The 26,091-nt window shown below is 58.5% G+C and carries 22 protein-coding genes and 1 pseudogene; 12 read left to right on the top strand and 11 right to left on the bottom strand.

Annotated features, from left to right (window positions below):
* Positions 1 to 426 precede the first annotated feature (426 nt).
* A complete protein-coding gene (locus ACSQ3J_RS29275) occupies positions 427 to 1,785 on the top strand; it encodes an adenylate/guanylate cyclase domain-containing protein (RefSeq protein ID WP_436040904.1) in 1,359 nt (452 codons plus the stop codon).
* A gap of 137 nt (positions 1,786 to 1,922) precedes the next feature.
* On the opposite strand, the gene ACSQ3J_RS29270 is transcribed toward ACSQ3J_RS29275, so the two are convergent.
* Together ACSQ3J_RS29270 and ACSQ3J_RS29265 are read right to left on the bottom strand one after the other, a co-directional pair.
* Positions 1,923 to 2,426 (bottom strand): universal stress protein, encoded by a 504-nt coding sequence (locus ACSQ3J_RS29270; RefSeq protein ID WP_436040903.1) that lies wholly within the window; start codon positions 2,424 to 2,426, stop codon positions 1,923 to 1,925.
* A gap of 246 nt (positions 2,427 to 2,672) precedes the next feature.
* On the bottom strand, positions 2,673 to 4,229 hold the full coding sequence (locus tag ACSQ3J_RS29265; RefSeq protein ID WP_436040902.1) for an AAA family ATPase: 1,557 nt from the start codon (positions 4,227 to 4,229) through the stop codon (positions 2,673 to 2,675).
* A gap of 400 nt (positions 4,230 to 4,629) precedes the next feature.
* Here ACSQ3J_RS29265 and ACSQ3J_RS29260 point away from each other — a divergent pair, with 400 nt between their 5' ends.
* The 7 genes from ACSQ3J_RS29260 to ACSQ3J_RS29230 all read left to right on the top strand — a co-directional run bounded on the left by ACSQ3J_RS29260 (position 4,630) and on the right by ACSQ3J_RS29230 (position 15,176).
* Positions 4,630 to 5,202: a GNAT family N-acetyltransferase gene (locus ACSQ3J_RS29260; protein WP_436040901.1), complete on the top strand. Its 573-nt coding sequence runs from the start codon at positions 4,630 to 4,632 to the stop codon at positions 5,200 to 5,202.
* Between the two features lie 88 nt (positions 5,203 to 5,290).
* Entirely contained in the window at positions 5,291 to 6,232 is a 942-nt protein-coding gene (locus ACSQ3J_RS29255) for a bifunctional enoyl-CoA hydratase/phosphate acetyltransferase (protein WP_436040900.1), read from the top strand.
* Positions 6,229 to 7,419, top strand: coding sequence for an acetate/propionate family kinase (locus ACSQ3J_RS29250; protein WP_436040899.1), 1,191 nt, complete (start codon positions 6,229 to 6,231; stop codon positions 7,417 to 7,419). The genes ACSQ3J_RS29255 and ACSQ3J_RS29250 overlap by 4 nt, the downstream gene beginning before the upstream one ends.
* A 62-nt stretch (positions 7,420 to 7,481) precedes the next feature.
* Complete coding sequence (locus tag ACSQ3J_RS29245; protein ID WP_436040898.1) at positions 7,482 to 9,872, top strand: phosphoketolase family protein; 2,391 nt, start codon at positions 7,482 to 7,484, stop codon at positions 9,870 to 9,872.
* Between the two features lie 371 nt (positions 9,873 to 10,243).
* Complete coding sequence (locus ACSQ3J_RS29240) at positions 10,244 to 12,916, top strand: cation-translocating P-type ATPase (RefSeq protein WP_436040897.1); 2,673 nt, start codon at positions 10,244 to 10,246, stop codon at positions 12,914 to 12,916.
* Positions 12,917 to 13,007: 91 nt separating this feature from the next.
* On the top strand, positions 13,008 to 13,670 hold the full coding sequence (locus ACSQ3J_RS29235) for a CBS domain-containing protein (RefSeq protein WP_436040896.1): 663 nt from the start codon (positions 13,008 to 13,010) through the stop codon (positions 13,668 to 13,670).
* 252 nt (positions 13,671 to 13,922) lie between these two features.
* Positions 13,923 to 15,176, top strand: a complete 1,254-nt coding sequence (locus tag ACSQ3J_RS29230; RefSeq protein ID WP_436040895.1) for an MgtC/SapB family protein — start codon at positions 13,923 to 13,925, stop codon at positions 15,174 to 15,176.
* 137 nt (positions 15,177 to 15,313) lie between these two features.
* Here ACSQ3J_RS29230 and ACSQ3J_RS29225 read toward each other — a convergent pair whose 3' ends face one another.
* The 6 genes and pseudogenes from ACSQ3J_RS29225 to ACSQ3J_RS29200 form a co-directional block, all read right to left on the bottom strand.
* Positions 15,314 to 16,093 carry a sulfite exporter TauE/SafE family protein gene (locus tag ACSQ3J_RS29225; RefSeq protein WP_244489838.1) on the bottom strand — a complete coding sequence of 260 codons (780 nt, stop codon included), beginning with the start codon at positions 16,091 to 16,093 and terminating at the stop codon, positions 15,314 to 15,316.
* Positions 16,090 to 16,521 carry a YeeE/YedE family protein gene (locus tag ACSQ3J_RS29220; protein ID WP_060511249.1) on the bottom strand — a complete coding sequence of 144 codons (432 nt, stop codon included), beginning with the start codon at positions 16,519 to 16,521 and terminating at the stop codon, positions 16,090 to 16,092. Before ACSQ3J_RS29220 ends, ACSQ3J_RS29225 begins: the two co-directional genes overlap by 4 nt.
* On the bottom strand, positions 16,518 to 16,928 hold the full coding sequence (locus ACSQ3J_RS29215; protein WP_060511251.1) for a YeeE/YedE family protein: 411 nt from the start codon (positions 16,926 to 16,928) through the stop codon (positions 16,518 to 16,520). The genes ACSQ3J_RS29220 and ACSQ3J_RS29215 overlap by 4 nt, the downstream gene beginning before the upstream one ends.
* The gene (gene bigR / locus ACSQ3J_RS29210; protein ID WP_436040894.1) at positions 16,925 to 17,272 is read right to left on the bottom strand and encodes a sulfite-sensing transcriptional repressor BigR; all 348 of its coding nucleotides are present in this window, start codon (positions 17,270 to 17,272) and stop codon (positions 16,925 to 16,927) included. Before bigR ends, ACSQ3J_RS29215 begins: the two co-directional genes overlap by 4 nt.
* A complete protein-coding gene (blh, locus tag ACSQ3J_RS29205; protein ID WP_436040893.1) occupies positions 17,266 to 18,561 on the bottom strand; it encodes a bifunctional sulfur transferase/dioxygenase Blh in 1,296 nt (431 codons plus the stop codon). Before blh ends, bigR begins: the two co-directional genes overlap by 7 nt.
* 278 nt (positions 18,562 to 18,839) lie before the next feature.
* Positions 18,840 to 19,022, bottom strand: a pseudogene (locus ACSQ3J_RS29200) (hypothetical protein); the annotation flags it as partial.
* A 332-nt stretch (positions 19,023 to 19,354) separates the two neighbouring features.
* Here ACSQ3J_RS29200 and ACSQ3J_RS29195 point away from each other — a divergent pair.
* The 3 genes from ACSQ3J_RS29195 (at position 19,355) to ACSQ3J_RS29185 (ending at position 20,703) form a co-directional block, all read left to right on the top strand.
* A complete protein-coding gene (locus ACSQ3J_RS29195) occupies positions 19,355 to 20,158 on the top strand; it encodes a L,D-transpeptidase (RefSeq protein ID WP_426233423.1) in 804 nt (267 codons plus the stop codon).
* 68 nt (positions 20,159 to 20,226) lie between these two features.
* Complete coding sequence (locus tag ACSQ3J_RS29190) at positions 20,227 to 20,424, top strand: hypothetical protein (RefSeq protein ID WP_436040892.1); 198 nt, start codon at positions 20,227 to 20,229, stop codon at positions 20,422 to 20,424.
* Between the two features lie 57 nt (positions 20,425 to 20,481).
* Positions 20,482 to 20,703, top strand: a complete 222-nt coding sequence (locus ACSQ3J_RS29185; protein WP_436040891.1) for a DUF977 family protein — start codon at positions 20,482 to 20,484, stop codon at positions 20,701 to 20,703.
* Positions 20,704 to 20,798: 95 nt separating this feature from the next.
* Here the strand turns inward: ACSQ3J_RS29185 and ACSQ3J_RS29180 are convergent, their stop codons facing one another.
* The 3 genes from ACSQ3J_RS29180 to ACSQ3J_RS29170 form a co-directional block, all read right to left on the bottom strand.
* Positions 20,799 to 21,374: a hypothetical protein gene (locus ACSQ3J_RS29180; RefSeq protein ID WP_436040890.1), complete on the bottom strand. Its 576-nt coding sequence runs from the start codon at positions 21,372 to 21,374 to the stop codon at positions 20,799 to 20,801.
* A gap of 127 nt (positions 21,375 to 21,501) precedes the next feature.
* Positions 21,502 to 22,188, bottom strand: a complete 687-nt coding sequence (locus tag ACSQ3J_RS29175) for a transcriptional regulator (RefSeq protein ID WP_436040889.1) — start codon at positions 22,186 to 22,188, stop codon at positions 21,502 to 21,504.
* 691 nt (positions 22,189 to 22,879) lie between these two features.
* The gene (locus tag ACSQ3J_RS29170; protein ID WP_436040888.1) at positions 22,880 to 25,474 is read right to left on the bottom strand and encodes an ATP-binding protein; all 2,595 of its coding nucleotides are present in this window, start codon (positions 25,472 to 25,474) and stop codon (positions 22,880 to 22,882) included.
* Positions 25,475 to 25,633: 159 nt separating this feature from the next.
* On the opposite strand from ACSQ3J_RS29170, the gene ACSQ3J_RS29165 reads away from it, so the two are divergent.
* The gene (locus ACSQ3J_RS29165; protein ID WP_436040887.1) at positions 25,634 to 25,915 is read left to right on the top strand and encodes a DUF4242 domain-containing protein; all 282 of its coding nucleotides are present in this window, start codon (positions 25,634 to 25,636) and stop codon (positions 25,913 to 25,915) included.
* Positions 25,916 to 26,091 lie beyond the last annotated feature (176 nt).

Raw genomic sequence — 26,091 nt, 5'->3', positions numbered from 1 at the left:
CAATCATCCCCATGATGATGACGCCTGTTTTCAGCCCCAGCCACCACCGCATTTTGTGTCGATTAACGGGGCTCGCCATGCCCGTCCTGATCCGGCACTGGCTTCTCCAAGTTGCCGCGCACTCTGTCTGGTTCCTGAAAGCCGGTGGCCGCTTGCGCACGCACGCAACGGTAGTCTTTGCAGGGCAAGCTCACGCAACGCACCCACGTCTGCTGAGCACCCGAAGCTTTGGGGCCAGAGCGATATTAATCGCCGTGCATCGTTCGGAATTTACCCCCGTCGGAGATCAACAGAACGTAGCTCGCGAAAATTCAAAAAGTGCTGCACACTTAAATATGATATTAGGGTGGCCACAGCCTCGTCGAAGTCATCTCGCGTGCCTGTCGTCTGAGTGCCTGGAGGGATCTGTTGGGGTGGCTTTTTCGAATGATCGCCAATCTATCCCATTCGGGCCGCTCGGTCCCGACAAGCGCTTCTGTAGATAAGCTGTTCCGGGAATCGGAGATTGAAGCGGAGTATGCGATTGGATGGGTTCGAATCGCCGTGGGGCTCGCCCTCCTCGCGAGTGGTCTACTCGTTTCGTCAGGGACCGCCGAGCTTTCCGATGAATACAGCCTGAGCCGAGTTCGTGTCACAGCCCTGTTCACGGTCGGGGCATTTCTAGCCCTCGGTATCGTATCGTTGCTCTTGGTTATCCGCCACTGGTTCAGGCCATGGATGGCATTTGTGCTCGTTACCGGTGACGCGGCCATTCTCGGAACCAGTCTATTTTTCGGCTTGGAAGGCATTGGTCTAGGCGGCAACTGGGTCGCCGCAGTACCGACCATCTGGCTCGTACCTCTCGGTCTCGCCGTCGGCGCCCTTCGATATCGGCCACTCGTTCAAGTGTGGGCCACCTTTGTAACAATGATCGCTCTGGTTGGCGTCGTTTCCGCGCTTGGCTTTCGCTCGTTCCAGGAGGGCTTTGGGATCGCTGCATTTCCTGCTGACCTGAAGGCGAGCCTTGGTCGCCTGTTCTCGCTGCCGCCTTATCTCATGCGGGCCGTCATGCTCACGCTAGTCGGTCTCACAACGGCACTCGCAATGCTGCGTTCTCGGCGCCTTCTCATGCGCGCTGTCAGCGAGACAACCGGCCGGGCAAACCTCGCTCGATTCCTGCCATCCGAGATCGCGCCATTGGTGGGGGAGAGTGATATCTCCACGTGGCGGCAAGGGCGCCGCCAACAGGCTACCATCCTGTTCGTCGATATACGGGGGTTCACAGCTTATGCGGAGGGCATGGATCCGGCGCGGCTGTCCATCTTCATCTCCTCCTTTCGGCGACGGGTGACGCATGCGGCGGGGGCCTTCGGCGGCGTGGTCGACAAGTTCATTGGGGATGGCGCACTGCTTGTATTCGGCATTCCAAATCCCCAGAGTGATGACTGTACCCGCGCTGTAGCTTGTGCCCAGGAGCTTCTCGTACTCTTGGATCAATGGAACGCGAAGCGCGGATTTGATCCTCCTATACGGATTGGGATCGGCATCCACACGGGCGAGGTCTATTGCGGTCTTATTGGAGACGACAAACGAATTGAGTTCACAGTGCTTGGCGACGTCGTCAATGTGGCTGCTAAGATCGAACAGGCCACCAAGCGGTTTAATACAGCGCTGCTGGCTTCTGAGATCGTAGTGATGCGCTCGGGACAATTTTCCGCATGGCAGGAGGTCGGTCGTGAGCCGTTAGGTGGGCGCGGCGAGCACCTTGCGATCTACGCTTACTCGGGGACAAGCTCGACCGGCTGAATGGCGAGTCCCAGAGCCCACATTCTGATGGGGGATGCGTTAAGTCCGCGATACCCGAACCCGGGCTTGTCAATTGCGGTCATCTTCGAGCACCAGCCCGTCGGGGAGCCGGTGCTTGCAGGACATGTCCCACTGCTTCAATGCGCCAGAAAAAGCGGCACGCTCGCCTTTGGGAGCATCGACTGCGTGACACCGCCGAAAAACCGCTGCCTCAAGCGCGAGTGGTTGTAGGCGCCCATGACGATCATGTCGGCGGAAACGTCGCTTGTGTGCTGCCGCAGCGGTTCAGCGACCGAACGACCCCTTGTTGCGAGGCGGTTGACATCGGCCTTGATGCCGTGACGTGAAAGGAAAGTCACCGCTTTGGCGCCCAACTCTTCACCCTCGGTCGAGCGGGTCGGGAAGGGATCGACCAGCGTCACATGGACTGCGCCGGCCGACAGCAGAAAACCCAAGGATTGGCGGGCGGCCCGGGCCGCCTCATCGCTCGATTCCCAGGCGAGCAGAACTGTTTTTGGAGCTGGATCGATCGCGAGGACTGATGGGTTGAGCATGATCGGCGTCGGCGAGTGGAACAGGGCTCCATCGATCACCCGCTTGCGAAACTCTTCGGCGCGCGTGGCCTGCGGTCCGATCAGCACAAGGTCGCATAAAGCGCGCGTGGCTATATCGTCCGCGGCCCAGGCGAATTCAGTTTAGATATTCTGGACATCCCAAGAAATGCCGCTCCGGACACCTTGGTCGTTTCGGCCGCATAGACTATCCAACGCACTGGCACTTCGACCCAGTACAGAAACCCGCGGATCGTTCTGTCGGATACCTTTGCGAAGGTCAGTATCGATCCGGTCGAAGACAAAAGAAACTAAGCGGAATGGAGCCGAGGGAACTCAAGCGTTTTCGCCCATCGAGACGGATACCAGGGGCTGCCCGTGGAGGCGGCATAGGATATCGTGGCAGAGTGCTTCGGTAGGCTGGCTGGCATCCATCCGCAGCCACTCAATGTCGCCTATCTCATGAGAGAGTTGGCGCACCAGTATATCAACGGTCGCATCGGAAGTGCCTCCAACCCTCGTTGCAACCCGCCGGTGAAGCAATGCCGGATCTCCATGAAGCCAGAAGGCCGAAAACGCATGTCGGCCCTCGGCCGCCGCCTTTTCGATCATCTGTCGATTGTGCGCCTTTTCGAAGACTGCGTTCGCCACCACCGTGCCACCTTCCGCGAGTATGAGGCGGACCCGCCAGACCATCTCCTGATAGACTTTTGCAGAAATTTCAGGTCGATACGCAGCCTGCGGCAGCCTCGTCTGTGGCGGCAAGCCATGCATCGCCTTGCGGATACGATCGCTCTCGATGAGACGTGCCCCAGGGGCAAGCCCGATACGCGGCGCGAGCGTTTCCGCCAGTGTTGACTTGCCCGAACCACTCAGACCACCAATGGCAACAAGCTGCCCCGCCACCGGCTGCAACAGAGACTGGGCAAGCTGGAAATAGGATCGCGCTTCGCCCGCAAACGTCGTTGCCAAGTCACCTGCATCTTCCGCCTGTGTGGCGATCACATGCGCCCGGACGGCAGCACGCACGGCGATGAAGAATGGCAGCGCGCCAAATCCGTCATCCTCGTCTGTCTCGTCGAGATATCGATTCATGACGAGGTTAGCGAGTTCGGGATGTCCGCGATGCCAGAGATCCATCAGCATGAAGGCGAGGTCGTATAGTATATCGGTCGTGGCGATCTGGTCGTTAAACTCGATGCAATCGAACAAGCATGGTTCGCCCTCTAGCAAGAATATGTTGCGGAGGTTCAAGTCGCCATGGCAACGCCGCACTTTGCCAGATCGTTCCCGTCGGTCCAAGAGATTGGCAAGCTGCGTCAGGCGCCGGTTGAAGGCCGCAGTCAAGTCGTGGACCTCCTTTTCTGAAAAGACATGGCTTGTCGCAAAGCCAGCCTCGTTCACCTTCAGCACAGCCGCCATATTGGCGGTGCCACTGCTGCCGTGTATGATCGGTGCATGACGATGAGCCTTGACGATCGCCTTCGCAAGCGAGGCCACCATCGTCGGCGTCAATCCCCCTGAAATGGCAATCTGGTCGAGCAGTAAAGACTGATCGAAACGCTTCATCTCCACGAGAGCATCGAGCAGCTGTCCTTCGCCGCCAAGCGCAAGGCCGCCGTTATTTTCCCGTGTGATAGTCTTGACCCCGAGATAAATGCCGGGCGCTGTCGGGGTGTTCAGCTCGACCTCTTTGCGACACGCCGCTAACCGCTTCTCCGCTGAGGAAAAATCAGCATATGGCAGCTTCACAGCACGTTTCATCTTATAGGCTCGCTGCCCCACCAAAAAAATGCGCGAGATGTGAGTCTCCATCATCTCGACGGGCGCCGCATTCAAGGACAATGCGTCCTTGAGAAAGGAGATGGTTGCCGACTGGTCCTCAGTGATCATTTGCAAACCTTTCTGATGCCGTGGTCAGATCATCAAGTTCACCATGCCCCGGCACACAATGCATTGACGTGGGTCAAAGATCAGATTGCCGCCGTCGAACCTGCTTTCGAAAACACCAGACAGGCGTCACGCGACCGCGCTCGTCAGCGGTTTTCCTCTCAATTTGCGGACCGAAGCACGTTTTGCCGCCTTTCAACCACCCAAGGGGAGGATACCACCTAGCTGAGGTGCCACAGGTGGCTCACAGGGATCGCAGCATCCAAAATGAAGCGTTGTTGTTGCGCTAGATCAAAGCGCAGCCAGATTGGATCGCTATTATCCTTGACCACAGGGCGCAGCGGCTGACCCAACTGAACGGCGCTAGCCAACGACCGTTGTGCAGGCTCGAAGGAGACATGAGATGCTCGAAGATACCGATGACGACCTGACCACGCGCACTGGTTTCCGTTTCCATGTACGCCACGCCACGCCGCAAGACGAAGCGATCGTGGCCGAGTTTTTCACACACGTAACCCCGGAGGACATCCGATTTCGGTTCCTCTCCGGCATGAAGACCGTATCTCACGAACGGCTCCTCGAAATGACGCGCGCCGACGATCCTCGGGTCGTGAACTTCCTGGCCTTCGCTCCGAATGAAGCGCTGTTGGCAGTGGCAATGCTTGCGGCTGGCGAAGATGCTCAGCGCGGAGAAGTCGCGCTCACGATCCGCAATGACTTCAAACATCAGGGAATAAGCTGGGAAATGCTCGCGCATATCTGCCGCTATGCGGAGCGGCACAATTTCAAGAGCATCGAGTCCCTGGAAAACCGTGAAAACCACGCGGCGATCGAGCTGGAGCGCGATATGAAGTTTCAGGTCTGCGACGACGAAGACGACCCGACCGTGGTCGTGCTGCGCCGAGATTTCAAGCCACAGCCATCACCCGACGCCGCCCCGCTCGACGGCGGCGAGGTTTCGCATATGTTGCGTTGACCAATTCAGAGAAATCGCTCCGTTCGGAGCGACGCAGGGATCGAAGCTGTCGCTCATCGTGCAACTCTGCAAAGGAACGGATTGGCCAATGGACACGATGCCGGGACACGGTCGTTACGATTCATTCGTCCGCAAAGCGATCGCCCTTTCACCGATGCGGACGGCAGTGGTCCATCCCTGTTCAGAGGAAACCCTCCGCTCTGCGATTGATCTGAAAACCCAAGGGCTTCTCGATCCGTTGCTGGTTGGGCCAGAGCACAGGATCAGGGCGATTGCCGAGGCGGCGGTGCTTTCCCTCGCTGGTATCGACATTGAGCCGGTCGAGCACAGCCATGCTGCAGCGGACCGCGCCGTTGAACTCGCCTCGACCGGCAAGGTCGCTGCGTTGATGAAGGGCAGCATACACAGTGACGAACTGCTTTCCGCCGTCGTGTCACCCGCGTCGAGGCTTCGAACAGACCGCCGCATCAGTCACGTTTACGTGATGGATGTGCCCGCTTACAACAAGCTGCTGGTCATCACCGATGCTGCAATCAATATTCGGCCGAACCTCGATCAAAAAAGGGACATTTGCCAGAACGCCATCGATCTCATGCGGCTTCTCGGCGTTGAAAGACCGCTCGTTTCAGTGCTCGCAGCCGTCGAAACCGTCAACAGCAAGATGCCTGCAACGCTAGACGCCGCTGCCCTAACGGTGATGGCTGTGCGCGGCCAGATCGAAGGCGCGACTGTCGATGGTCCGCTTGCCTTCGACAACGCCATCAGCATCACGGCCGCGCAGGCCAAATGCATCAATTCCGAAGTGGCAGGCCAGGCAGACATCCTTCTGGTTCCCGATCTCGAAGCCGGAAACATGCTGGCCAAACAACTCATCTATTTCGCAGGCGCGGATGCGGCTGGACTTGTCCTTGGCGCGCGCGTTCCCATTATCCTGACAAGCCGTGCGGATTCGGCCAAGGTTCGCATGGCCTCGGCAGCCCTGGCCGTGCTGACCGCCGCCAAACGAAATGAGCCAAAGGCGATCCTATGACGGGCAACCTCCTCCTCACGTTCAATGCCGGCTCATCGACGGTCAAGATTGGCATCTTCGAGTTGGGTGACAAGGGGCTGGAGCGGAGGGGCAAGGCGGTTGTTGATTTCGGCTCCCATTCGCTGCAGCTGACTGTGAAGGAAGCTACGACGCACCTCGACCTTGCTCGACTGAGTAACAGAAGCGACGATTTGTCGGAACTGATGGAAGAGGTCTTCAGGGCGCTGTCCGGTCTTGGTTCGGTAACGGCTGCAGGCCACAGGGTCGTTCATGGCGGCGATCTCTTCTCCGGTCCAGCCGAGTTGACTGCCAGGACCCTCGAGCAGATCACGTCGCTGACGGATCTTGCGCCACTTCACCAGCCACAGGCGCTGCGACTTGTCAGAGCGGTCAAACACCTGCGGCCGGATCTTTTCCAGACCGCTTCATTCGATACCACGTTTCACGCCACGCAGCTGGATCTCGTGCGCCGGTTCGCAATTCCGCGCGTCTATCACGAGCGAGGTATCAAGCGATACGGGTTCCACGGTCTTTCCTACCAATCCGTTTCAAGTACCTTGGCCTCGAAGTCGCCGGAAGTCGCCCATGGCAAGATCATAGTGGCTCATCTTGGCAGCGGCGCCAGCCTGTGCGCGATCGATAACGGGACCAGTCGCGATTCCAGCATGGGCTTTTCAACGCTCGACGGTATCCCGATGGCTACGCGTCCCGGCTGGCTCGATCCCGGTGTGCTCCTGCATTTCCTGGGACCGCTCGGAAAGACTGTCGGGGAGGTGGAGGAAATGCTCTACCATCAATGTGGTCTGCTCGGTGTCTCGGGACTGAGCGGCGATGTCCGGGTGTTGCTAGACGACAATGGGCCAGCGGCTAGGGAAGCAATCGACCTCTTTACCCTGCGGATCGCCGGTGAAATCGGTCGGCTTGCGTCGACGCTCAAGGGACTTGACGCCCTGGTGTTCACGGCAGGCATCGGTGAGAACCAACCGAGGGTTCGCGAACTCGTCAGCGAAAGGCTTCTTTGGCTTGGTGTCGAGCTGGATAGGCGCGCCAATGACATGAACGCATTCAAGATCAGCACTGCCACGAGCCGGATCGCTGTTTACGTTATTTCAACGGACGAGGAAATGGTGATCGCAGAAGAATGCCTCGCCGTCATCAGTTCGCGGGATTTTCCACCGCATTCATAAGTCGATCGTGGATACGGTCCGCCTCTGGCGCGACGCTCCCGATGTACCAAAGGAACAAACCGATGCAGTCAGATACCTCCCTGGCCCCAAGTCCTGCGATAACTTCGGAAGAACTGACACTGATCGACCGCTACTGGCGCGCCGCCAACTATCTGTCCGTTGGACAGATCTATCTTCTCGACAACCCGCTGCTGCGTGAACCGCTACAGGCGGAGCATATCAAGCCCCGTCTGCTCGGTCACTGGGGGACGACGCCCGGCCTCAACTTCATCTATACCCACCTCAATCGCATCATTCGAAATCGCGATCTCAGCATGATCTACGTCTGCGGGCCGGGTCATGGCGGGCCGGGTATGGTTGCAAGCACTTATCTCGAAGGCAGCTACAGCGAAATCTATCCGGATATATCGCAGGACGCCGCCGGCATGCAGAAGCTGTTCCGACAGTTTTCCTTCCCGGGCGGAATTCCCAGCCATGCCGCGCCGGAAACGCCCGGCTCCATCCACGAGGGCGGTGAGCTCGGTTATGCGCTTATACACGCCTATGGCGCGGCGTTCGACAATCCGGACCTCATCGTAGCCTGCGTTATCGGTGACGGCGAGGCTGAGACCGGGCCGCTTGCCGCGAGTTGGCAGTCAAACAAGTTCCTCAATCCGGCCCGCGACGGCGCCGTTTTACCTATCCTGCATTTGAACGGCTATAAGATCGCCAATCCGACGCTGTTGGCCCGCACAAGTGACGAAGATCTCGGCAATCTCTTTCGTGGCCTTGGCTACGAACCGTTTTTTGTTGAAGGACATGAACCGGCGGACATGCACCGGCAGATGGCAGCGACGCTCGACGCGGTTTTCGACCGTGTTCGCACTATTCAGCAAGACGCGCGCGATGGTTCGTCACAGGACGGTTGCCCGCGCTGGCCGATGATCGTGCTGCGCAGCCCGAAGGGCTGGACCGGCCCGAAGGAAGTCGACGGCAAGAAGGTCGAGGGCTTCTGGCGGGCGCATCAGGTGCCGGTGGCCAATTGCCGGGGAAATGCCGACCACCGCAAGATTCTCGAAGACTGGATGCGCAGCTACGATCCGCAAGACCTTTTCGATGTCGGCGGACGGCTCAAGCCCGAGCTGCAGGCACTGGCGCCGATGGGTGAGCGGCGTATGGGTACCAATCCTCATGCCAATGGCGGACTGCTTCGCAAGGAACTTGTCGTACCTTCGATCCGGGACTATGCCGTGCCCGTGAGCACCCGCGGCGGTTCCATGGTGCAGACGACCGAAATTCTCGGGCACTATCTGCGTGACGTCCTCAAGCTCAACGACGACAATGCCAATTTCCGGATTTTCGGTCCCGACGAAACGGAATCGAACCGCCTTGGGAGCGTATTCGAAGTTACCAATCGTGTCTGGATGGAGGCGATCGAACCATACGACGTCCAACTCTCGCGTGATGGCCGAGTGATGGAAGTCCTGAGTGAGCATCTGTGCCAGGGTTGGCTGGAAGGCTACCTGCTCACCGGCCGCCACGGGTTGTTTTCCTGCTACGAAGCTTTCATCCACATTATCGATTCGATGTTCAACCAGCACGCCAAATGGTTGAAGGTGTCGCGGGAGCTTCCATGGCGCAAACCGGTATCGTCGCTCAACTACCTGCTGACATCGCATGTCTGGCGGCAGGATCATAATGGCTTCAGCCATCAGGATCCTGGCTTCTTGGACCTTGTTGCCAACAAGAGAGCCGACACGGTGCGGATCTATTTGCCCCCGGATGCCAATACTCTGCTTTGGGTCGGCGATCACTGCCTGAGAACCTGGGACCGCATCAACGTCATCGTCGCGGGCAAGCAGCCAGAGCCTCAGTGGCTGACGATCGACGAGGCGGCAAAGCACTGTGAAGCCGGTATCGGCATATGGGACTGGGCCAGCAACGAGGAGGGCTCGGTTGAGCCAGACGTCGTGATGGCCTGCGCGGGAGATGTACCGACCCTGGAGGCGCTGGCGGCCGTGAAGCTGCTGCGCGAGGCAATCCCTGAACTCAGCATCCGGGTCGTCAACGTGGTCGACCTGCTTTCCCTTCAGTCGCAAGAGCATCATCCGCACGGCCTATCTGACGACGCGTTCGACCGCCTGTTCACCAAAGACCGGCCGATCATCTTTGCCTATCACGGCTACCCCGCCCTCATCCACCGGCTGACCTACAAACGCACCAACCACGGGAACATCCACGTTCGCGGCTTCATCGAGGAAGGCACCACGACGACGCCATTCGATATGACTGTTTTGAACGAGCTCGACCGCTTTCACCTGGCGATAGAGGCGATCAAGCGCGTGCCTGGCCTGAAGGAGAATGCCGATGCGGCCATCGCCGCTCTTGAGAGCAAACTCGTGGAACATACCCGTTATGTGCGCGAATATGGCGAGGACATGCCGGAAATCCGCGATTGGAAATGGGACCAGTGATGCGCATGTCCGGATCGAAACCTTGCTGAGCCAGAATTGCAGGCGGACCCGGCTGGGACAGCGCCGGTTCTAGCGGGCGAGCAAGGCAATCGCAGTCGTAAGGCTCATCCAAGGCGACGGATCAGTGCCAGCCATATATAATTCCAAAGGGTGCCCATGTGGAGGTGGCCTTGGGATCCGCGGGCAAACCTGCTCGAAGAAGAAACTGGCTGTCCTGAACGCGTCGCGGGCGTGGATTCGCCGTCGCGCCTGTTCAAGATCAGATGCTGACGTTGACCGATATCAATGTCCAGGAGCATCATGAACACTACACTCCGGGATCATCGTCGGCTCTTTCTCGCGACGATCAACCGTCTGATCTGGAGTGTCGCATGACCGCCACCGCTCAATTGCCTCGTGACGTCCAGGCCACCGGACAAGGGCCTGGAGGACTGACCAGTGTTGAGGCTGCCGAGCGCCTGGTGCAATTCGGTCCGAACACCATCCCCGAGCCCAGAGCGGCGTCTCTGTTGCTGATCTTCATAAGGCAATTCCGCAGTCCACTGATTTACATCCTCCTTGTCGCAGCTGCAGTATCGCTCGCCGTCAGTGAACCCGAAGATGCCGTTTTTATCGCCATCGTCCTTCTGCTGAATGGGTTGATTGGTGGCATTCAGGAACATTCGGCCAGCCGCGCAGCCGCTGCGCTGCGCAATCTTGAGCAGCCCTATGCGAACGTCATTCGTGACGGAGAAGCACGGGAGATCGACGCTCGTTTGCTGGTTCCCGGCGATCTCATCCGCATTGAGGCCGGCGGCAAAATTCCTGCTGATATCACTCTTATCGAGGCGAACGGCCTGCTGTGCGATGAATCGCTGCTGACAGGGGAATCAGCGCCGGTCCACAAGCACATTGGCCTTGCCGATGTGCCTGGGGAACATCGGAACTCGGACCTTGCATTTGCGGGATCGTTGGTCACCCGTGGCCGCGGCAAGGGTCTGGTGACGGCCACCGGCCCCTCAACCCAAATCGGCAAAATCGCTTCTGAAGTCGGCAAAGCGTCCATTTCCAAGCCGCCGCTGATGATCCGGCTGGCGCATTTCTCTAACAGGATCGCCTGGCTGGTCGGCATCGCCAGTGCCGTGCTTATCACGGTCGGATTGATAAGAGGGTTGCCTTGGAACGAGCTGTTGATGATGTCGATCGGACTTGCGGTCAGCGCGGTTCCCGAAGGTTTGCCGATCGCCATATCAATCGCGCTGGCCATCAGCATGCGCCGCATGGCCAAGCAAAATGTGATCGTCCGGCACATGACGGCGGTTGAATCCCTTGGCTCGTGCACGATGATCGCTACCGACAAAACAGGCACTCTGACCCTCAACGAGCTGACAATTACCGATATCCGGCTTCCCGACGGCACTTGCCTCGAACTTGACGCTGGCACGGATCTCGATAGTTGCGAGATCCGCGGCCCAAACATGAGTGTGGCAGACGCCCGTCAAAAGGCCGCACGCCTGCTCAAGGCTGCCTCATTGCCGAACGAGGGCGCGCTCACCAAACAGGAAGCCGGGTGGCAGGGCATCGGAGATACAGTCGACGTGGCGCTTCTGGCAGCTGCCCGCAAAGCGGGTCTTGAGCATAGGGTCATGCAGGATGCTTATCCGCTTCTGGCACGCATCCCCTATGAGCCTGATCTAAAATATGCAGCCTCCTTCCATCAGCGGGGAGAGAGTGTCCACATGTTCGCCAAGGGGTCGGCCGAAACCTTGATCGATATGGCCGATCGCATGGATGCGGGTAATCGTAACGTGCCGATCGACCGTGAGGGGCTCCTCGCGCAAAAGGAGGAGATGGCAGGACGCGGCCTGCGCGTGCTCGCCTTTGCGGAGGGCGAGATCAAGGCGGCCAATGACCGCACATTTGGTCACCATCATCTCGTCGACCTTGTCTTCCTGGGGCTTGCGGGTATGCAGGATCCTATTCGTCCGGAAGTACCCAAAGCTATCCGGGATTGTCATGCGGCCGGCGTCGAGGTCGCAATGATCACCGGAGATGACCCGAGGACAGCCTCCGCCATCGCCTGCCAGGCAGGTCTGAAATTCCGGCCTGATCAGGTGGTCGTGGGTGATGATGTCCGGAAGGCGGAAGACGGGGGGCCCGGTAGGCTGGACGCGTTGACGAAAGATGCCCGACTCTATGCGCGCGTTGTGCCGGCTCAAAAGCTCGCAATCGTGTTATCGCTTGCCCGCAACGGGCACTTCGTCGCCGTCACCGGCGACGGCGTCAATGATGCCCCGGCGCTCAAACATGCTCATGTGGGCGTCGCGATGGGGCGAAAGGGTACTGAAGTCGCCGAGGAAAGTGCCGACATCGTGGTATCGGACGACAATTTCGCGTCCATCGTGAGCGGTATTCGTGAAGGGCGTGTGGCCTATTCGAATATCCGAAAGGTCATCTTCATGCTCGTGGCAACGGGAGCGGCGGAAATGTTGCTTTTCCTGCTGGCGATCCCGCTCGGTCTGCCCATGCCCCTGCTGCCGGTGCAGTTGCTCTGGCTCAATCTGGTGACCAACGGAATTCAGGATGTCGCGTTGGCGGGCGAAAAGGCGGAGGGAGACGAACTGGAGCGACCGCCCCGCCGCCCGAGGGAACCGATCTTTGACCGGCTCATGGTTCGCAGAATCGTTCTGTCGACTTTGACCATCGGTGTTGGAGGTTTTGCTGTCTTCTGGTGGCTGCTGCAGCATGGATACGAGGTTTCGCAAGCACGAAACATGCTGCTCCTGCTTTTCGTGATATTTGAAAACTTCCAGACTTTCCTCAGCCGCTCAGAACGCAAGTCGATCTTTGCATTGGCCTTCCTCGGCAACCCGCTGCTGCTCTTGAGCATTGTCGCGTCCCAGGCACTGCACCTGTCGGCGATGTATGTCCCCTGGTTGCGCGAGACACTGCAACTCACGCCGATTTCGCTCGCACAATGGGCCTGGATCTGCGTCGCCGCCTCGTCGATTCTTTTCGTCAATGAACTCGACAAATGGCTGATACGCAGAACGACCGTGAATTGAGGTGCACTCAATTGCGCTGCATCAAGGCGGTGAACGCCGCAATCCCCGAAGCTGGCGACGCACTAAACAATAGCGGCCTTAGGAGACGACGATGCTTGCCAGGGATCTGATGACGACGAATGTAGCTTATGTGACGGTGGGCACGAGCCTCAAGCGGGCGATAGAAATTATGATCGACCGAGATGTAAGTGGCCTACCGGTAGTCGACGATGCTGGAGGCGTATGCGGGATGTTGACCGAGGGAGACTTATTAAAGCGGCACGAGTTCAACGGCGGGCATGAAATCGGACACCTTCAGCCGGACGTGGCGTTTTTCGAAAGCTATATCAAACAACACGGGCGGGCGGTCGAAGATTGCATGACGGCCAACGTCGTCGTCGCTTCGCCGCAAGCTACGCTTGCCGAAATCGTCGCGCTGATGCGCCGTCATAATATCAAACGGATTCCCATCCTCACGAACGGCAGACTCTCGGGAATCGTCAGCCGGCGCGACGTGCTCAAGGCCATCTCTGCAACACCAGACTCCGTCGCTCGCGGTGATGACGCATTACGGCTGGCAGTTTCGACGCGGCTTCAAGCCGAATTGGGACTTCGCCGGGAGAAAGTGGAGGTCAATGTCCGGGATTCAGTGGTGGAGGTAATTGGCGAATTCGAATCCGATGCTGCGTGCGAAGCAGTAAGGATCGTGACCGAAGCTATCTCCGGCGCCAGTTGCATTGTCACCCGAAAGGCTCGGTCAACTGCAGCGCACTAGCGATGCAGAATATGGACGGCTCCTCAGTTTCGGATTGCGCATGTTTGCGTGCGCTGGGTCGTTTCCCGGCCGATGCGGAGTAATCACGCAAAGCGTTGGGATTTTATATAATGGTGATCAACGCAAGCCGGTCTGGGTACCGGCCATGCCGTGCTACCCTACAAGTTAATCAGTGGAGCATCATGAAGATCAGTTCTGTTTCGCTGGCGAGCGGGCTTCCGGCTCCACTTCCAGGAAACTGGGAAAAGTAAGATGGACTCGATTATTCCACGTCTTGGCCTCGCCCTCGCTATTGGCCTTCTGGTTGGGCTTGAACGTGGCTGGCGGGATCGCGATGCCCCTGCAGGCAGTCGCACCGCCGGCATCCGGACGTATGGAATTGCGGGCTTGCTTGGCGGCGCATTCGGCACGTTGGTGCAGGAACAGAACGGCGGAGTGATCTTCGGTTTAGGGTTCCTCGGCTTTTCACTGAGTTTCAGCTGGTTCAAGCTGCGCGAAGCCCGTCGTGATGACGATTTCAGTGTCACCGGAGTTTGCGCAGCGCTCTGCGTTTTCGCGCTTGGCGGAATCGCAGTTGCTGGAGATTATCAGGCTGCCGCCGCGGCCGGCGCCGCCCTTGCAGCACTGCTGGCAAGCAGGGAAGCGCTCCATGGCCTCCTGCAGCGCCTATCATGGATCGAGTTGCGCTCGGCCCTCGTTCTCGCTGTGATGACCGCGATCATCCTTCCCCTCATTCCTAATCGCACAATCGATCCATGGGGCGGATTGAATCCCTGGGAAGTTTGGCTCTTCACCGTGCTGAGCGCAACGATCTCCTACACCGGCTATATCGCAGTCCGGCTGCTTGGCTCGACGAAGGGTCTGCTCGTCAGTAGCCTGGCAGGAGCGTTGGTTTCCTCAACCGCCGTCACAGCCAGTTTCGGACAGAAGGCCAGAAGCGGCGAGGCTCCTTTGCCGTTGGCTGGGGCCGCGATCCTAGCGGCCGTTGTATCAGTCCTTCGGGTCATTGCGATCGTTCTCGTTATCGCGCCAGCGGTCTTTCCCTTGATCGCCCCTGCTGCTCTTACAGCGGCAACGGTGCTGGCCCTTGCCGGCGGCTCGTTGATGACGTTGCACGCCGCGCGACAAGAAGAGACAGTTACCGCGCGAAACCCATTCGAACTCGGCCCAATTGTCGTTTTTGCCAGTCTTTTCGCACTGACCACGACCCTGAGCGCCGCGCTCGTGTCCCGTATTGGCGACAGCGGACTTGTCGCCCTTTCGGCCATCTCCGGGACATTCGATGTTGACGTTGCGGTCCTCAGCGCCTTGCGCGCAGGCCAGGACGGCCTGCCGCTGCCGTTGATTGCCATCGGCCAGGCAGTGCTTGCGGCTATCGCCGCCAATGCCGTCGGGCGGCTGATCGTCGCAATCGCATCGCGAACGCTCTTTTATTGGTTGCCTATCGTGATCGCCTCTATACTGGCAATGAGCGCTGGTAGTGCTGTCTACCTGGTGACCCGATAACCGACTGAATGATGAAGGCCCCCGGCGCGCGTCACAGAAGACGCCCGCGCCCATCGGCGGATGAACTCATCGAGTGCGGACACCGGTGGCAGAATGATTGACAAGCGCCCACGGATCGGACCGAACGTTGACGAACTTTATGGTATTACTCCACTCAGGCTTCGGTACAGCACGTATCCGGCAACCATGAAGATGAGCCCCGCAAACATCCGATTGAGCAGGCCTTTGTAGACACTGAGTCGCGTCGAGAGGATCATGCCAAACACGCCGCCGACAATCCCACCGCCCACGAATTCGACGGCAAGCATCCCGTCGACGAGTCCTGACGCAGCATAGTTGATTGCCGTCGCCAAGCCGAACGCACCGACAGATAAAAGCGATGATCCGACTGCATTGATCATCGGCATGCCTGTCGCGAGGATGAGCCCTGGGACGATCAGGAATCCGCCACCAATCCCGAAGAGACCCGATGCAGCACCCGAAGCCAACGCAACAGCCGCGGTTATCAGACACATTTTGCCATCAATAGGACGTGGCACGGTCGAGAGGGACTTTTTGGGTCGCAGCATCAGCCCGCCGATCACCACCATGACGATGCCGAATAAAAAGAGCAGCTTGTCACCATCCATCGACTTACCGAGAGTTGACCCCAAGAGCGCTCCAATTGTCCCGAGGAGAGAGAAGACGATGGCGCAGCGCCACCAGACGTGACCCTTGACCGCATGGATCCCGAAATTGGCAAAGGCATTGGCTGAAACGGCCAGTGCGCCCGTTCCTATGGCCACATGCGGCTCGGCGACGCCAACGACATACAGAAGCAGCGGCGTGGCGAGGATTGAGCCGCCGCCGCCGAGTAGACCAAGCATGAAGCCGACGACGCTGCCGGAGCCAACTGCTGAGACGATCGAATAGGTCACGATCCCCTCCTCCACACACGGTCGTGTAGCGTCATGCCGACGATCATGGCTATTACAAAGACGAAGGATTCACCGAGGCCGACCGACAAGGACGCAACCGCCGGGCCGGGGCAGAAACCACCGAAGCCCCAACCAACGCCAAACAGCGCCGAACCGATAAGGAGCGGCGGGTCGATCTTTTTGTTCTTCGGGACATGGAAGGATTCATCAAGAACGGGACGATCCATTCGGTACATGATGCGAACGCCGACGAACGCTATGACAACCGCACCGCCGAGAACGAAGGCAAGGCTGGGATCCCAGGCCCCAAAGACGTCGAGGAAACCCTGCACCCGCGCCGGGTTCAGCATGCCGGAGAGCGAAAGCCCGAAGCCGAACGCTAGACCGGATGTTAGCGCGGAGGCCGTCTGAAGGATGTAGCGTGTCATTGTCCGATTCCTCTCAGAACTGTCACGGCAACGACGCCTGCGGTCAGAAATGTTGCGACGGCCACCATCGACCGGGGTGAAAGCCGGGCGAGCCCGAGCACGCCGTGTCCGCTCGTACATCCAGACCCCATCCTTGATCCGAAACCGACAAGCAGACCCGCGCCGATGATCAGCGGCCAGCCAGCAGAAATCTCGACGGTCGGCCACTGCCCGAAGCTGTATAGGTAGACAACCGGGCCGAGGATCAGACCGACGACGAACGCAAGGTTCGTTGCGATCCCTGCTCCTTGGGCAAGACGCGCAACGATTCCGCTGATCCCGGCGATACGGCCGTTAACGAGAAGCAGCATGACGGCCGACAAACCGATCAACATGCCTCCGATGAGCGAAGGAAGGTAGTGTGTCATTGTTCTTCCTCCTTGCAGAAAATCGTATAGAGCGCCGCCACGAGCTGGGCCGCCTTTTCTTCTGTCAGGCTGTAGAAGATCTGTTTGCCTTCTCGGCGGGTGTTGACGATATTCGCCTCCCGCAGCACCGTCAGCTGCTGCGAAAGATGCGGTTGGTGAAGATCGAGCTTCGCCTCCAGTTCGCTGACGGAGTGCTCACCCTCGACGAGAGTGCAGACGAGCATCAGCCGGGCGGGATGGGCCAATGTCTTCAAAAGACCGGACACTTCGGCTGCGCGCGCTGCCATATCCTGCGGCGTCATTGAAGACTGTTCGCTTGCGTCTGGATCCAAGGCCATCACCATGCGACCCCCTCCAGAGCGTCCAGTGGGAATTTAAGGTACCGTTTGCCGTTGGCCTCAGGCTCCGGAAGCCGCCCCGCGCGAACGTTCACCTGCAGGGCATGCAGGATCAGTTTTGGCATGGGAAGTGTTTCGTCCCGCGCCGTTCGGATCTTCACGAATTCCTCTTCCGACACGCCGGCGATGTGAGAGTTGCTCCTTTTCTGTTCCTCGACCGTGCTTTCCCAGCGCGGGGGCCGTCCATCGGGCTGATAGTCGTGTCCGGTGAAAATGCGCGTCTTCTCCGGAAGAGCCAAAATGTCCTGGATCGACTTCCAAAGCATGTGTGCGTCGCCACCAGGAAAATCAGCCCGTGCCGTGCCGCTGTCCGGCATGAAGAGAGTGTCGTGCACGAAGGCGGCATCACCGATTACGTAGGTGATGGAAGCGAGCGTGTGGCCGGGCGAGAACATAACCTTCGCATCGATCGAACCGACCTTGAAGGTCTCGCCATGCACGAACAGTTTGTCCCACTGCGAACCGTCTGCGTCGAGTTCTGGCCAGTGGTAGATGGCCTTCCAGAGCTTTTGAACGTCGACAACCCGCTCGCCGATCGCGGTGAGTGCGCCAGTCTTCTCCTTCAGGTATTGGGCGGCCGAGAAGTGATCGGCGTGGGGATGGGTATCCAGGATCCATTCGACCGTGAGTTTGTTCTCCCGGATATATTCGAGGATCCCGTCGGCATTGATCGTCGCTGTCGCACCAGCCCTTTCATCGAAATCGCGGACCGGATCGATAATGGCACACTTGCCCGTATCCGGATCCGATACCACGTACTGGATGCTCCAGGTCCGTTCGTCGAAGAAGCCCTTCACGATCGGGCGGCGGGCAAAGTGTTTGTTCAGCCAGTCGTCGGCGGCCGCCAAGTCGATTCCGTGCTCTTGGCCAAAGGCGACAACATGATCGCGCTTCATGCGCCCGTCGAGAACCTCGCCGATGACGTACAGCAGCAATGCGCGGGTGCCGGACTTGCAGTGAGCGACGACCGGGCCGTCCGCCTCATCCATGGCCCGCCGGAATGCGCGGACGTCGGCTTCGGTGATTGTCGCGACCGTGACTGGCACGTAGGCGTAAGTCATCCCTGCCCGGTTTGTAGCCTCTTTCTCGGCTTTCGTTCCCGGTTGCGCTGGCTCCTCCAAATCTGGACGGGCGTTGATCAGAGTCGTAAACCCCTGTTCCGCAAACGACCGAAAGTCTGCGATCTCGGGTTGTGGCATGACGGAGAACTTGTCGGTTATCTTTGTGAGGGCCATGATGGTGATCTCCAATTTAACATTATACAATTAAATATAATGTATATTGACATCATTTCAAGCCTTGGAGTTTTTAAAAAGCTGCTTGACCGTCGCCCATGCAAGCCCACCGATCAACTTAACAGTGGCCTCCCTCCCGACGATGTTCCCCACCTCAGAGAGGAAGGGTTGCCTGCCTTGACTTCCGATTAGAATGTTGTGCGCCGGAACCAGTGAAGGTTACCGCTCCCTCGCCTTGATGGGAGCTGAACCAGCGACCCGCGCTTTGACAGCGTAAATCATTGAAAATTCCGGCTTTTCACCGTCAACGTGTCGATGTGCAGATCGGGTATGTAAATTTCCCGAGCCTTGACGCCCATCGTTGGCCGTTCGCGGCTGTCGGGACTGCCCGGCGAGGAATGGGCGAATTCGTCGCCACGCCCTGTCGGCACCCGGAAGGTGTCCCGCTCGCCTATCCGCGCGGACGAGGCGCCTGGAATGGACGAACTCCAGCCATCGATTTCCAAAGTGTAAGGCGGATCCTGTCTGGCCGCAGCGACGCTGCACTGGCCAGGCGTTGCCCGCGTATCCCCAAACGGCACCTTCGGCATCCCCAACGCGGGCCGCGATGCAGGATGGTCCTTTGAGCCTTGCCTCAGTCGAAATCACGGCGGCCGGCGCACAAGAGGAATTGTGGTTCTCCCCGCTGGCGGCGTGGGTACGGCTACAGGTTCACGCCTTCTTAACCATGAATTGTCATACTGTTCTACCCGGATGGTATGACGCCAACGGTTCATTTTGGGGTTGAATGTGCATGCGTAAACCGCAAGATCAGGCTCTGCCGCCCGGTGCCGCCGTAATCGGATCCACCCACGTCGTCACCCGCCGCGCCATGCTCTCGGGCCTTGGCGCCATGACCTTGCTTGGCGCCTCAGGTTGCTCTCAAGTGCTCGAATTCCCCTCACTGGGACCAATCGAGCCCTCCGGTGGTATGCCGTCCGGCGGCGTTGACCGCATGGCGACCGGGTCAATTAGACCGGTGCCACCGATCAGTGTCGACAGTAACATCACCGACAATAGCAGCATGTATGCCGCATTGATCGATAAGGGCTTTGTCATCCCGGCAATTCCGTTCCGGAAGATCAAGCCGGAGTTCCGTCGTCAGATCGTCCTCGATCCGACCGGTGAGGCACCGGGCACGATCGTGGTGCGGCTGAGCGAACGGTATCTCTACTGGGTACAGGAAGGGGGGGAAGCGATCCGTTACGGCGTCGGCATTGGCAAGGCGGGCTTTGAATGGAATGGCCGCGCGCAGATTCAGTACACGAAGGAGTGGCCGACCTGGACGCCACCCAAGGAAATGGTCGCGCGCAAGCCGGAGCTCGTGAAATGGACCGGCGGCCAGCCGGGCGGCCTCGACAACCCTCTCGGCGCCCGCGCGCATTATATCTACAAGGACGGTAACGATACCGGGTATCGTGTGCACGGTTCTCCAGAATGGTGGACGATCGGCACTCAGGCATCTTCCGGCTGTGTACGCATGATCAATCAGGATGTCGTCGACCTCTATAACCGCGTCAAGGCCTCGCCGACCAAAGTTCCAATTGTGGTTTCGTAAAAGCCCCTCCGCTTTGTGCGCTCAATCGTTCACCTATTGGGTCGAACGATATCTTCAGGCGTCAGGAGGTGAACGCGCCGTGTTTCATCTTTTGCAAAATCGTTCAGGTGGGTCGAAAAACCAGCCTTGCTGAAGTGCAAGAAAAGTTTTCCGGTGTCAACGGCGGAGCAAAAGCAGGCCAGCGGCAGGGCTGTGGTGCCGACATGGAAATGGCCCCGATCGGGGCCATTTCCATGTCGGCGGCGATGATTTTAATCAGGGTGTGAGGATTTCGCCGGTATCGAGATCGACGTTTGGAGTGGCCTTGTTTTGCTCCGCCCCTGATGAAAATGGAGCGTGAGCGCATTATCCTCGCCGACATTCCGGAATTGTCCGTCACATTGCTCGAGTTGGCGCGCGAGCACGGGCGGATCACGGTCGCGGAGGCTGCACGGATCACCGATGGAAGCCGTCACACCATCAAGGATAATCTCAAGACACTCGTGGATCAAGGGCACCTCGTCCTACACGGTGCCGGCCGCGCCGCCTGGTACGGTCTTTCCTGAGCAAGGGGATGTTAAGCCCATCTGAATGGGGCGCCTTGAAGGGGATTGAATTGGCACGCCACTAAATGGCGCCAAGAACGGAATCCATGACGTGCTCAGGGCTCAAACCGCTCCAGCATCATCCTCAATTGTGCATTCTGAAGTCGGAGTTTGCGAGCCAACCGGTCGCGCAGCAGCCCGATCTCCGCATCAAGGCTCTGTACCTCATCGGAAATAGTATGTAGGCTTGTTAGCTGCTGCGGAAAGGCTTCAACCGACTTGGCTAAGCTAGCTTCCTGGCTCCGCTTTCGCTTAGCGTTCGGTCTCTTCAGGGAGGGCGAGGATGTCGAAGCGTCGCGAGTCGCACTGGCGTCAGGGTCATCGGATAAGCCGGGATCAGAGTTATCGACGGGCTTAGCGCTCTGGAGGTCGATCTTCCCCTGCACACGGCTTCCCGCTTTTGCGGAACGCTCCCGTACGATGATGTCCGCATCGGGTCGATCGGCAGGTCGCGGCTCCGCTTCCACCAGCCGGTCCCTAGAATTTTGCGTGTTGTCGATTGCCGCCGCCTCAACAGGCTCAGGGCTCACCGCCTCTTCCGAATTCACATCATCGGTGACGCCGTCCTGTTGTTCTTTCGAACCACGCCACCTCGACGTCAGTCGCTCAAGAAATCTCCAAGGTGACGCCATTGTTTGGACCTCGCGTTATACCTCGCATGCAGTTTGCGACCTTGAGCTTTGGCGGCGGGATGATCGCCACCAAATCGCACATCTTGACGAGCACAAAAATTCGATCGGCGATGAACCGCGCCTGGGATCAACCGAGGTTGAGCCGCCTGCGCAGGTCTGCATTTTCGGAACGAAGCTTCTCAGCGAGCAATTTGCGCAGTCGCTGGTTTTCTTCTTCCAGCTTCAGAAGATCCGCCATCTCGTCGATTGCAGCAGCCGGTGCTGGAATCGCTGCTTTCACAGCCTTCGGACCGCGTTTGACCGGTGCCTTCTTGGCGCTGGCCGCAACCTCGTGCAATTTCGGCTTCCGTCCTCTCGTCTGCTTGCCGCGCTTGCCAGCCGGGCTGTCCAAAGCGCCTGCAGTTTCCGCCGCAGCAACTTCGACTGGCGCCATCTCGAGTGCTGCCTTCTTGGCGCGAGGTTTCCGCTGTTTCTTCGGCGCATCGATCGCTGCGACGACAGAAGCCGGCGCGTCACTAATTGTTGTCGTATCGTTTTCGTCGGCCATGAGTATCTCCTGTGTAGCCGTTGCAGTTGTCGGATGCCCGCTTGACAGCGTCAACAACGGCCCCGTTCCTTTTACTATAGGTAAGGAGACCTTTCTGTCGGATGCTCCATCTTGTTCGCCCAGCGTTAGGAATGGCATTGCTTCTTCCTGCACATCTCGAGCAACGGACTTGAGATCCATGCTGCCCCAGATAGAGTTCGAGTTGGGAACGGTTTTTCGCCGCCCGGATTTGTACTCAATAACGAAACTGCGTTGAACCTTTTTCACGAAATGTAGCCCCGATATTTCCGCGGTGATGTATCAGCGAAGTGTCCAGCATCGCAACAAACCGTCTAGATAGCGATTGCTACGCTGGCGGTCTAGACCTACGGTCCTCTCGCGCACGCGCGATTAAAAGCGCCGCGACAGTGCCGCTTAAAGTGAACACGACGTTGTCGACGTGAAGAATGAAGGTGAATACGAGCGCTATTCCCTGCCGCCAATCTGGCACCTCGGCGTTCGACAACGAAACCGCGGCCGCCTTGACGGGAATCGAACTGACAGCCCCTTCTCAATATCGACCGGTTGAACGCACGTTGCGTAGTCGGATTAAACACATGCACTCGGCTCGAGTTGAAGCCGGCCTTTACGGCTTCCCCAACCCTTGTGCCCCCGCAGCGGTATCTTGGTAGCCTATGAAGACCGTGTATTTCGCACGCTCGCGGGCGAATGGCCGTTTTATTTCAGCCCTTCCGCCTCTGAAATCGAGAGCGTCGCGGTACGCGCTCATGGCTTCGACGTGTTTGAGGAAGGCAGCATTTCGTTCGTTTGCGCTTAGCGCTCGTCTGGAAAGTTCCGCGCCGAGGAAACACCAATCTTCGGAAGGTTACCTCAACCTGTCTGGAGGAACAGCTCGAACCGGCGACCTGTCGACGAATGGAATGAGCGTCCAAATATCTCATTCTTGGCTTTGTTGTGGTTATGAAAGCAAACCCCGACTACGAGCGTGAGATGCAGCAGCTGTCCGCGTTTTTGCGTTGAGCTTGGCAAGAATCGAAGAAACGTGGTGATCCACCGTCTTGGCCGAGACGAACAGCAACGCAGCTATCTCGCCGTTGGATTTACCCAGATCAACCCATCGCAACACCTCCATCTCGCGCATCGTCAGGCCGGCCGGGTTGGCCTTCGTGCTGGCCCTTGGCCCACGGGCGGCAACACGGCCAAGTCGGCCACGTATGATCGCACGGACATGCTGGGCAATGGCCGAGGCTCCCATGCCTTCAAGCAGGTCTAGTGCGTGATAGACGGCATTATCGTCACCATCGAGGAGTGTCATTGCCTGCCAATATGGCGATCCCCTCTCGTTCCAGGTCTCCGCTGCGGCCGCCCAGTCACCAGCCAGCATCTGGCGAACGACCTGGTCTACGCCGAAAGCCAAGTCGAGTGAAACGTCTGCTCCAAGTTTTCTTTTCCAGACATGCAGTAGCGAAACAGCGGCGTCATCCCTGGAAAGAGCAATGGCCTGATCGAGCAAACTCAAAGCTCGTCCGATGTCCTCCAAGCCCAACCAAGCCCGCTCCGCTATCAGCTCGGCATAGGGTGCCAGCCTCTGCAGCTCCCTGCCCGTCTCAAGAAAACGCGACAGTTCCTCCAGTAATGCATCTGCCGGCTCGCCACGCCGTGTCCAGAGAACTGCGAGCGCAAGAACATTCGGGTATCGTGACAAGGGAGGCGCATTGACGTTGCCGACGACCAATCTTGCCGCCTGCTCCGCCTCGTCCCAGCGGCCGAGATGGGTGAACAACTCCGCCTGTTCGCCACGCATGTAGTCACGCCACGTATCGAGGTCGTGTTCGATACAGTAGTTAATTCCGCGCCCGAGAAAATCCTCGGCGTCTGCGACAGAATGCAAACGTAGCTCTATCCAACCTCGATTGGTGAAACTCCGAGCTGCGTGCTCCTCGAGCTGGTGAGCGAGGGCAATTTCCAGACTACGTCCAAGGAGCTCCCGGGCTTGATCGGGGTCACGCCACAAGACTGCGGTACCAACATTATTGAGTGCATGGCAGAGAATATCGGGTCTGCCGATAGCTTCGAATTGCGCCAGGCCGATCGCCCGGTCCCCATAATGGCAGGCTGTCTCCGTGTCGCCTGCGAGCATACTCAGTTGCGAGAGATTGGAATATGCCATGGCGAGCTCCGCTCCTTCAGGCTGCGCCTCCAGGAGGGCCACGGCCTCCTTTCCATAGGCATCGCTATCCTCGCGGTTGCCTGCGAGGTAACTCAGTCGAGACAGCCACCGCAGGCTTTCGCCCTCTCGCAATGGCGCGCCGAGGCGATGATGAATAGCGAGCGCTTTTTTCTGCGAAAGTATGGCCCGCTCGACCTGGCCGACCAAGTGACATTCGAAGGCGTGGTGTTCATACAGGTCTGCCCGCTGCTTTTCATCAAAAGCAGCGGCGTGGGCCAATGCAAGTTCATAGTGCTTGATGGCCTCGCGATGGGCACCCAGCCTTGCCGCTTCTGCTGCCGCCTGCGGTGCCAGTTCACAGATCGCAGCGATATCCTGCGCTTCGTTCGCATGGTGTATCAACCGCACCCACGGCACATGTTCGGCATGGCGGGAGGCTGCCAGGACCGTTGCGTTCAAGCCACGACGGCGAATGGGAGACAAAGATTGCTCTATCACCTGGCGAGTGATCTCGTGACGAAACGAGTATGTTCCGTCAACCCGACGCATCAGGCCGCAGTCGAGGCATGCCTGCAAGGATTTTTCGGCGCCATCGCCGCAAATCGCATCGAGAGACTTGAAGTCGACTGCATCGGGAAAGATCGAGGCTGCGGCAAGAACACCCCTATCAGGAGCCGTTAGACCCTCCGCACGCGCAAGAACGGCATCGCGAACGGTTCTCGGCATCACCATCCAGCCGCCCGCCTCGATCAGCTCGGTAATGAAATAGGCATTGCCGCCGGTGACACGAAAAATCTCATCACCGTCCAAACCGCGTGGCATTGCAAGTTCACTTACGGCAGCCCTGCTCAATGCAGGGACGTCTATCCGCCTCTGACTGGTGGCTGGGATATCGCCCAAGGCTTTCCGCAAGCGTGATTGTAAACCAACATCATCATCCCGTGCCGTCAGCAGAATTAAGATATGCGCGTCGCGGACCCGTCGCCCCAGATATCGAATGAGGTTCAGTGTCGCATCATCGGCCCAGTGGATGTCCTCGATCACAATCAGGCTCGTGGGCGCTCCCACGCTCAACAGTCGAAAGACCTCGGAGAACAAGGCGATCCGACTTTCGGTGGACGAAAGCGTCTCCGACAAGGCCCACCCAGCTTCGCGAGCCAGATCGCGCAAGGGGCCGAGCGGCTCTGCCGTACCGAAATTCTCGCATGCACCACGCAGAATACGTGTTGTCGGGCCAACCAAGTCTACGAACCTGTCTACAAGCGCGGATTTGCCGACCCCGGCTTCGCCAACCAAGACAGCGACGTGACCATTTCCCACAGCGGCTTCCATCAGAAGCGACCGCAGTTGATCCAGTTGTTCGGCGCGCTCCAAGAGTTGCATGACGTCTGACCATCATCGTCCAGCGGCGTTGAACACAACTAAGCTCAAAAAATGGGGAATGCGCAAAGAGAAAATAGGGACATTCCCCGAAGCGGTCTCTTCTACGTCAGGGTATCAACCTCATGGTGAGGACATGAAATCCGTTGAGGAGACTTGAAAATGCCAAAATATCTGATCGAGAGGAACATACCGGGAGCATCAAAGCTCAATGCCGAACAGCTCCAGGGCATCTCGGCTAAGTCAAACGATGTTGTTGCAGGCCTCGGCGTGCCCTATGAATGGGTGACGAGCTATGTCGCTGGCGACAAGATCTACTGCGTCCACGAGGCGGAAAGCGCCGAGATCATCTATAGGCACGCTCGCGAAGGTGGTTTCCCCGCTGATCTGGTGACCGAAATTGCGTCGCAGATCGGTCCAGCAACGGCGAATGGCAGAATTTAGACGGTAATCGACGCGACGTGATCTGAGAGAAGCCGTCGCGTCCATCCATTTTGTGGCTCAGCACCCCGCCCATGGCGCGGCTTCCATGCGATCACCATCAATGCCGTTGTACAGTAAGCGCGAATTTCCATGCGCCTTCTGAAGAGCAGTGCTCTGATGCATGAAGTGTCCACCAA

It is taken from the genome of Rhizobium sp. LjRoot98 (assembly GCF_964252935.1).
In the GTDB taxonomy this organism is placed as follows: Bacteria; Pseudomonadota; Alphaproteobacteria; order Rhizobiales; family Rhizobiaceae; genus Pararhizobium.
The sequence above is the reverse complement of the archived record's forward strand: the minus strand, read 5'-3'. Positions and strand labels throughout refer to the sequence as shown.

Coding starts and splice junctions, on each gene's coding strand:
- ACSQ3J_RS29245 (WP_436040898.1), top strand. CDS start 7,482: ATGCAGTCAGATACCTCCCTGGCCCCAAGTCCTGCGATAACTTCGGAA.
- ACSQ3J_RS29170 (WP_436040888.1), bottom strand. CDS start 25,474: ATGCAACTCTTGGAGCGCGCCGAACAACTGGATCAACTGCGGTCGCTT.
- blh (WP_436040893.1), bottom strand. CDS start 18,561: ATGGCCCTCACAAAGATAACCGACAAGTTCTCCGTCATGCCACAACCC.
- ACSQ3J_RS29255 (WP_436040900.1), top strand. CDS start 5,291: ATGGACACGATGCCGGGACACGGTCGTTACGATTCATTCGTCCGCAAA.
- ACSQ3J_RS29275 (WP_436040904.1), top strand. CDS start 427: ATGATCGCCAATCTATCCCATTCGGGCCGCTCGGTCCCGACAAGCGCT.
- ACSQ3J_RS29250 (WP_436040899.1), top strand. CDS start 6,229: ATGACGGGCAACCTCCTCCTCACGTTCAATGCCGGCTCATCGACGGTC.
- ACSQ3J_RS29185 (WP_436040891.1), top strand. CDS start 20,482: ATGAAAATGGAGCGTGAGCGCATTATCCTCGCCGACATTCCGGAATTG.
- ACSQ3J_RS29220 (WP_060511249.1), bottom strand. CDS start 16,521: ATGACACGCTACATCCTTCAGACGGCCTCCGCGCTAACATCCGGTCTA.
- ACSQ3J_RS29240 (WP_436040897.1), top strand. CDS start 10,244: ATGACCGCCACCGCTCAATTGCCTCGTGACGTCCAGGCCACCGGACAA.
- ACSQ3J_RS29215 (WP_060511251.1), bottom strand. CDS start 16,928: ATGACACACTACCTTCCTTCGCTCATCGGAGGCATGTTGATCGGTTTG.
- ACSQ3J_RS29195 (WP_426233423.1), top strand. CDS start 19,355: ATGCGTAAACCGCAAGATCAGGCTCTGCCGCCCGGTGCCGCCGTAATC.
- ACSQ3J_RS29260 (WP_436040901.1), top strand. CDS start 4,630: ATGCTCGAAGATACCGATGACGACCTGACCACGCGCACTGGTTTCCGT.
- bigR (WP_436040894.1), bottom strand. CDS start 17,272: ATGGTGATGGCCTTGGATCCAGACGCAAGCGAACAGTCTTCAATGACG.
- ACSQ3J_RS29265 (WP_436040902.1), bottom strand. CDS start 4,229: ATGATCACTGAGGACCAGTCGGCAACCATCTCCTTTCTCAAGGACGCA.
- ACSQ3J_RS29180 (WP_436040890.1), bottom strand. CDS start 21,374: ATGGCGTCACCTTGGAGATTTCTTGAGCGACTGACGTCGAGGTGGCGT.
- ACSQ3J_RS29230 (WP_436040895.1), top strand. CDS start 13,923: ATGGACTCGATTATTCCACGTCTTGGCCTCGCCCTCGCTATTGGCCTT.
- ACSQ3J_RS29165 (WP_436040887.1), top strand. CDS start 25,634: ATGCCAAAATATCTGATCGAGAGGAACATACCGGGAGCATCAAAGCTC.
- ACSQ3J_RS29235 (WP_436040896.1), top strand. CDS start 13,008: ATGCTTGCCAGGGATCTGATGACGACGAATGTAGCTTATGTGACGGTG.